The 5,994-nt window shown below is 63.3% G+C and carries 8 protein-coding genes; 5 read left to right on the forward strand and 3 right to left on the reverse strand.

Annotated features, from left to right (window positions below):
- Positions 1 to 107: 107 nt before the first annotated feature.
- Complete coding sequence (locus F2P45_RS33530) at positions 108 to 308, reverse strand: hypothetical protein (protein WP_166882542.1); 201 nt, start codon at positions 306 to 308, stop codon at positions 108 to 110.
- On the opposite strand from F2P45_RS33530, the gene F2P45_RS33535 reads away from it, so the two are divergent.
- Positions 307 to 1,362, forward strand: a complete 1,056-nt coding sequence (locus tag F2P45_RS33535; RefSeq protein WP_166882543.1) for an acyltransferase family protein — start codon at positions 307 to 309, stop codon at positions 1,360 to 1,362. The genes F2P45_RS33530 and F2P45_RS33535 overlap by 2 nt on opposite strands.
- A 6-nt stretch (positions 1,363 to 1,368) precedes the next feature.
- On the opposite strand, the gene nhaR is transcribed toward F2P45_RS33535, so the two are convergent.
- Positions 1,369 to 2,268 (reverse strand): transcriptional activator NhaR, encoded by a 900-nt coding sequence (gene nhaR, locus F2P45_RS33540; RefSeq protein ID WP_166882544.1) that lies wholly within the window; start codon positions 2,266 to 2,268, stop codon positions 1,369 to 1,371.
- A gap of 258 nt (positions 2,269 to 2,526) precedes the next feature.
- Here nhaR and F2P45_RS33545 point away from each other — a divergent pair, with 258 nt between their 5' ends.
- On the forward strand, positions 2,527 to 2,937 hold the full coding sequence (locus F2P45_RS33545) for a tellurite resistance TerB family protein (protein WP_166882545.1): 411 nt from the start codon (positions 2,527 to 2,529) through the stop codon (positions 2,935 to 2,937).
- Positions 2,938 to 2,994: 57 nt separating this feature from the next.
- Here the strand turns inward: F2P45_RS33545 and F2P45_RS33550 are convergent, their stop codons facing one another.
- On the reverse strand, positions 2,995 to 4,236 hold the full coding sequence (locus F2P45_RS33550) for a glycosyltransferase family 4 protein (protein WP_166882546.1): 1,242 nt from the start codon (positions 4,234 to 4,236) through the stop codon (positions 2,995 to 2,997).
- 148 nt (positions 4,237 to 4,384) lie between these two features.
- Between F2P45_RS33550 and F2P45_RS33555 the strand changes: the two genes are divergently transcribed.
- The 3 genes from F2P45_RS33555 to F2P45_RS33565 all read left to right on the forward strand — a co-directional run bounded on the left by F2P45_RS33555 (position 4,385) and on the right by F2P45_RS33565 (position 5,867).
- Positions 4,385 to 4,822 (forward strand): hypothetical protein, encoded by a 438-nt coding sequence (locus F2P45_RS33555; RefSeq protein WP_166882547.1) that lies wholly within the window; start codon positions 4,385 to 4,387, stop codon positions 4,820 to 4,822.
- A complete protein-coding gene (locus tag F2P45_RS33560) occupies positions 4,812 to 5,564 on the forward strand; it encodes a hypothetical protein (protein WP_166882548.1) in 753 nt (250 codons plus the stop codon). Before F2P45_RS33555 ends, F2P45_RS33560 begins: the two co-directional genes overlap by 11 nt.
- A gap of 81 nt (positions 5,565 to 5,645) precedes the next feature.
- Positions 5,646 to 5,867, forward strand: coding sequence for a hypothetical protein (locus F2P45_RS33565; RefSeq protein WP_166882549.1), 222 nt, complete (start codon positions 5,646 to 5,648; stop codon positions 5,865 to 5,867).
- The last annotated feature ends 127 nt before the right edge of the window (positions 5,868 to 5,994 follow it).

The raw sequence follows: 5,994 nt of genomic DNA on the forward strand, positions 1-5,994 counted from the left end.
AGCTGCTCTGAGGTAGAATTCATGCCGGGCAAGGTGCGTTCGTGTTGAAATTGTGTTTTAGGGATAACTCACATTTTATCAATCACTTACGGCATTCTTGCTCTTTTTTATGCAAAATTCAGGTTAGATGGCTGTTTTGCGTCAGCTTGATGCAGCAACCACGGCGTACAAGTCGCTACTGCGGCGCTGCCCCACGTAATCAGCGGCAGGCGGACAAGCCGCAACGCGCGCCACGAATCATTTGTCGTATCAATGGCCATGTGGTAACTTGATTGATTGATCGATAACAACGTGGCGACAACCATCATGAGCAGCCCCACCAGGCATATCCCTTACCTTGACGGGTGGCGCGGGCTGGCAATCATTGCCGTACTGATTTCGCACTTCAAATCGACGCAAGAACTCTCCTGGCTCGGTGAGTTCGGCGTGCAACTGTTCTTCGTGCTGTCGGGCTTTTTGATGGGGAACCTGTTGTTCATCAAAAAGGTGCCGCTGAAAGATTTTTTCGTGCGCAGATTGAGCCGGGTGTTCCCGACGTTCTGGCTGTTCGTCATCGCGATGGCGCTCTACGCGGCCTTCCTGCAGCCGGTGCGCTTCATGGTCCCGCAAGGCGAACTGATCGCAACCCTCGCATTTTTGCGCAATTACTTCCCCGCCGATATCAGCATCTGGGCGCGCACCTGGCCCGTCGGCCATCTGTGGTCGCTCAACGTGGAGGAGCACAGCTATATGTTCCTGGCGGCGCTCGCCCTGCTCGCCGGCGGCCTGCGCCACCGCTTCGCCGGCGCCGCCCTCCTGCTCGCCGGCACCGGCGCGATGTTGGCGGTTAACGCGTATTACCCGGGGCACCCGCCAGCGGGCGCGACCCCGTGGTTCCTGCGCAGCGAGTCGGCCGCCATCGGCCTGATCGCGGCGGCCGCCTATCGCGTCACGGCAGCCAGCACGCAGGCGCCATGGCTGCGCCAGACCTCGCCCTGGCTGCCGGTCCTGACCCTGGTGGTCGCGCTCGCGTGCTACTCGACCTACGCCCACAAGGAACTGCAATACACGCTCGCGCCGCTGTGCCTGGCGTACTCGATCAACCATCTCGAACGCACCCCGCCGATCATCCGCCAACTGCTGGCGGCGCGGGTACTGCAGTGGTTCGGCCTCTGCTCGTTTTCGCTGTACCTGTGGCAGCAACCGTTTTACTACGCCGTGGGTGCGGGCCGGATCTCGCATCTTGCCGGTTTGCTGGGCGCGATCGGCCTGGGCGCGCTCTCGTTCTATCTCTTCGAAAATCCCGTGCGCCTGTATTTGAACCGCAAGTGGGCCGAGCGGCGCGCGCGTCCCGCAATCGGGTCGGATACCCCTGCCGCGTAAGCGCTGTCAGACGAACAGTTCGCGCCGCGCCATCTGGCTGATCGCCAGCGTCGCCGGATGGCTCATGCGGCGCTCCGTGGTGATCGCATACACCTGCTCGACCAGTCCCGGCACCGTGCCCAGTTCCACCACCGCGTACTGCTGGCACACCTGGCGCGCGATCACCGTCGGCGCGAAAAACGCGCCGGCGCCCGACTGGCCGAAAGCTTTCATCATTGCACTGTCGTCGAACTCGCCAACGACGCGCGGGCGCAGCTGCTGGTTGGCCAGCCATTGCAGCAGCTTGTGGTGGATCGCAAAATCCTCCCCCGGCAGCAGCAAGGGGGCGCGGTCCAGGCAGGCCGGGAACGTCCCTTTCAGCGTGGCCGCCAGTGCCGCCGTGGCGAACACGCTCAAGCCGCTTTCGCCCAGCAAGTGGTTGTAACCTTTGACGCTCAGGTGCGGCGGCATCGGGCGGTCGGCGATGATCAGGTCGAGGCGGTGCACCGCGAGGTCGGCCAGCAGGCTGGCCAGGCGGCCTTCGCGGCAGATCAGGCGCAAGGGCTCGGCCAGGCTGAGCGCGGGCTCGACCAGCCGGCAGGCGATCAGCTTGGACACCGAATCGGCGCACCCCACCCGAAATACCACCGCAGTCTTGAGCGATTGGTCGCGCACGATGTCGAGCAGTTCGTCGCCGGTGTTGAAAATGGTTTCGGCGTAACTGAGGATGCGGCGCCCGGTATCGGTCAGTTCCAGGTTGCGTCCGGCGCGGCGAAACAGTTCCACGCCGAGCGTCTCGGCAAACTCGCTCAGCTGCCCGGAAATCGACTGCGGCGTCAGGTGCAGTTGTTCGGCTGCGCGGGCGATGCTGCCGGTCTTGCCGACCATCCAGAAATAGCGCAAGTGCTTGAAGTTGAGATTGGACATACGGGCCGGCTCCTGGCGATTGCTCGATCTGTTCGATAGGTCAGCCAAGTATATTCGGTTTACGCGAGCTATCGTGGGGCGGAAGATCGGTCCGGCAAATCTCGGTTTGGAACGCAGGCGTCTGTCAATACAGAGTGAATACATCGAAATAATCGATGTTTCAGACAGCATTAATCGAGTTTTTCTTTATATCGTACGCCCATATAATTTTTGGGTGGACATTTTTCCACGCCCTTTTTTCACAAATGGAGTAGCACCATGCGTCGTTACGAAACAGATAGCCCTCAAGCAGCAGGCCGTGTTCTTGCCCTGGCAATGGTGGTCGATGGCAATCTGGCGCAAAGCGAACTTGCCGCCCTCGACAGCAGCAAGATCCTGCAACATATCGACCTCGACCAGGACGCCTTCCAGCGCCTGCTGCAAGAGCTCTGCCAGGACATGCTGACCTCGGCATTCCACGGCGAAGTGCGGATCGACGGCGCCATGCTCGACGGCTTGCTCGACGAAATCCGCCATCCCGACCTGCGCCGCCAGTTGATGCAGGCAATGTGGCGCATCGCCGATGCCGACGGCTGGCTGGCCGATGCCGAAGCGGTGCTGCTGGCGCGCGCCAGCACCTTGTGGTGCGCCGAGACCAACTTCAGCGGCCGCGTGCTGGCCGCAGCGTAAGCTGGCCGCCGGCGCCGTTTCCACGCAAACCGGAACGACGCCGGGGGCGGCCGGACGCTACAGCGCCGCGGCGTCGATCAGGCGGCGGTAGCCGGCGATGCCCTCCTCCACCGCATACCCGGCCTTGATCGATTCCACCGCCCGCGCCCGCAGCGGCGCGAAGCGCGCGCCCTCGCGCAAGGCGCGGCTGACGGTGGCGGCAATCGCCTGTGTATCGAAAAAATCGACCAGCAGGCCGTTCTCGCCGTCGCGGATCACTTCCGTCACCGGGGCCGTGTCCGAGCCGATCAGCAGGCAGCCGCAGGCCATCGCTTCGAGCATCGACCACGACAGCACGAACGGATAGGTCAGGTACACATGCGCGGCCGATACCTGCAGCAGGTCGCGGTAGCGCGCGTACGGGATGCGGTCGAGGAAGTGCACGCGGCTGGCATCGATGGCGACCTCGGCCAGCATGGTCTCGCGCCAGTTCTTGCCGCCGGCCGGACGCGCGCCGTAGCTCACGCCGTCGCCGCCGGCGAGCACGATGTCGCAGCCGGGATTGTCGGCCAGGATGGCCGGCAGCGCGCGCATGAAGGTATGAAAGCCGCGGTACGGTTCCAGGTTGCGCGACACGTACGTCAGCACCGGGTCGCCCGGGCGCAGCACTTTGCCATTCGGCAGGGTGAAGGAGGCGGCGGGATTCGGGCACAGGTAGGCGGTGTCGATGCCCTCGTGGATCAGCGCGATCTTGTCCTGGTAGGGTTTGGGGTGCAGGCTCTTTTGCCAGTGGGTGGGCGCGACCGCGACGTCGCACGCTTCCAGGTTGAGCAGTTGCAGCGCATTCTTGGCGCGCACCCGGGCCCGGTCGTCGATGGTGCTGGGGAACTCGGGATCGAAGCCGACGTCGGCATGGTCGGTGTGATAGTAGAACTCGGAAAAATGCACCAGCCGCGCATCGGGGAACGCTTCGCGCACGAACATGGTGTCGCCCCAGCCCGGATGGGCGATGATCACATCCGGCACAAACCCCTTTTCCTTCAACGCCAGCAGCACGCGCAGGCAAGCCTGGCCATGCAGGATGCCCGACTCGAACGGGCGCGCATAGTGGTGCGTTTCCTTGGCCTGGACCCGGTGCAGCTTGTAGGTCAGGGTGCGCACGTCCGGCAGGCCGGGGCAGCCTTCCTTGCCGATCGCCAGCACGTCGTAGGCCGGATCGCGCGCCAGGTGCGCGGCAATCCGCTTGAACTGGCCGGGGAAATTTTGATGAACGAACAGAACGCGCCGCGCGCGGGTTGGCTGAGCTGGTGTGGATGTCATTGTCGCGTCCTGCGAACGGTGGGTCCGCAATGACCGGGTTGCTAAAGAGGGAACATCTTACCAGAATGGCAAGAGGGAAAAATCTCGGATTCTCATGCTTGCTCTAAAATAGCGCCAGCGCACTTCACCCCGACAAAGGCACACAAGCATGAGTTACGACCTGATGGTTTTCGCAGCGGAAGCCGCCCCAAAAAAACGCGAGCCCTTCCTCGCCTGGCATGAAGAACAGACCGAGCTGGACGAAGACCATTCCTACGCCGACCCCGCCGTCGCCAGCGCCGCCTTGCAAGCGTTCTACGCCGACATCGTCCAGACCTTCCCGGCCATGCCGCTCGACGAGCGCGGCGACGAGGACGAGGACGAGGACGACGAGGAAGCGGACGAGGACATGACCGACACCGACTACACGATCGGCAAGGCCTTCATCTACATGAGTTTTCCCTGGACCCGGATCGACGACGCGCACGCCACCGTGACCCGCCTCGCCGGCCAGCATGGCGTGGGCTTTTTCGATGTCAGCTCCGATATCGCCGAAACCTGGCTGCCGGACGGCAAAGGCGGCCTGTACCTCGCCCATGCCGACTGACGATGCAAGGCCACTGACATTGCAGCACGTGGCCGGCATCTGCTGGCCGCACGCGGCCACGGTCGGCCACATCGCGGTGGCCAGCGGACGGATCGCCGGCTATTTTCCGGCCGAGCGGGGCGACGACGCCATCGTCGGCTGCGTGCTGGTCGCGGCCGGCAAGTACCGCAACGGCACCGCACGCCAGTGGTGCCGCACGCACCAGGCCTACTGGGGCGTGAAGGCGGACCTGGCGGCGCTGGCAGAGAGCGGCGAGCAACGTTGTGCGCGCCATCGGGAGAAGATGGGCTATGCGCTGCATCCACCCGTGATCGACCTGGCCGCCTGCGCCAGCGTGACGATCGCCGGCGCGCCCGACGGCACCATCGAGTTCGCCACCTTGCCTGCCGGCGCAACGGCGTCCGCTACGGCGCCCGCTACGGCCCGCTGCGCGGCGGTGGCGCTGCGCACCAGCGCCATGGATGCGCTGTTCCCCGGCACCGGCATCGTGCAGGTCAATATCACCCCGCCCGCCCTGCTGGCGTACAGCGCGGCACGCGCGGGCGGCCAGGCGCTTGGCTGTGTGTGCTGTGCGCGCTGCGGCCATCCGCACCTGGACCTGGGCAGCTTTGCGCAGACGCCCCATCGGCGCCACTACTGCGGCAACTGCGGCACCGACAGCACGCACAGCCCAGCACCCCTGATTTCATCTCCTGTCCATGCGCTCCGCATCAAGTTCGACGGCATCCTGACGATAATGTAAATACCCGCGTTCGGTACGCGCATAATCAGCATGCATTTTCTTTGCGTGTTATAAATGCAATACAGTAACCAGGAGAACAACATGGACGATGCAGACCGCCGTCACGAAGACCGTCGCCAGGACCTTGAAACCGCAGCACAATTGCACGAAGCGATTGCCTTGCAGCGCGCTTTCGGCAGCGACGCCGCCCAGCGCTTTCTCAAGCTGCGCGGCATTGGCGATGAAATTTCCCAAAACGCACTGATCGAAAGCTACGACCGCCGTCAGGCGGCACGCCGCCTGCGCCAGGCCTCGGTCAGCTAACCTGAATTTTGCATAAAAAAGGGCAAGAATGCCGTAAGTGATTGATAAAATGTGAGTTATCTAGAAACACAGCTATCAACAAAAACGCCACCTTGCCCGACATGAATTCTACCTCAGAGCAGCTCCG

The sequence above is a fragment of the Massilia mucilaginosa genome (assembly GCF_011682145.1).
Classification (GTDB): Bacteria; Pseudomonadota; Gammaproteobacteria; order Burkholderiales; family Burkholderiaceae_D; genus Telluria_A; species Telluria_A mucilaginosa.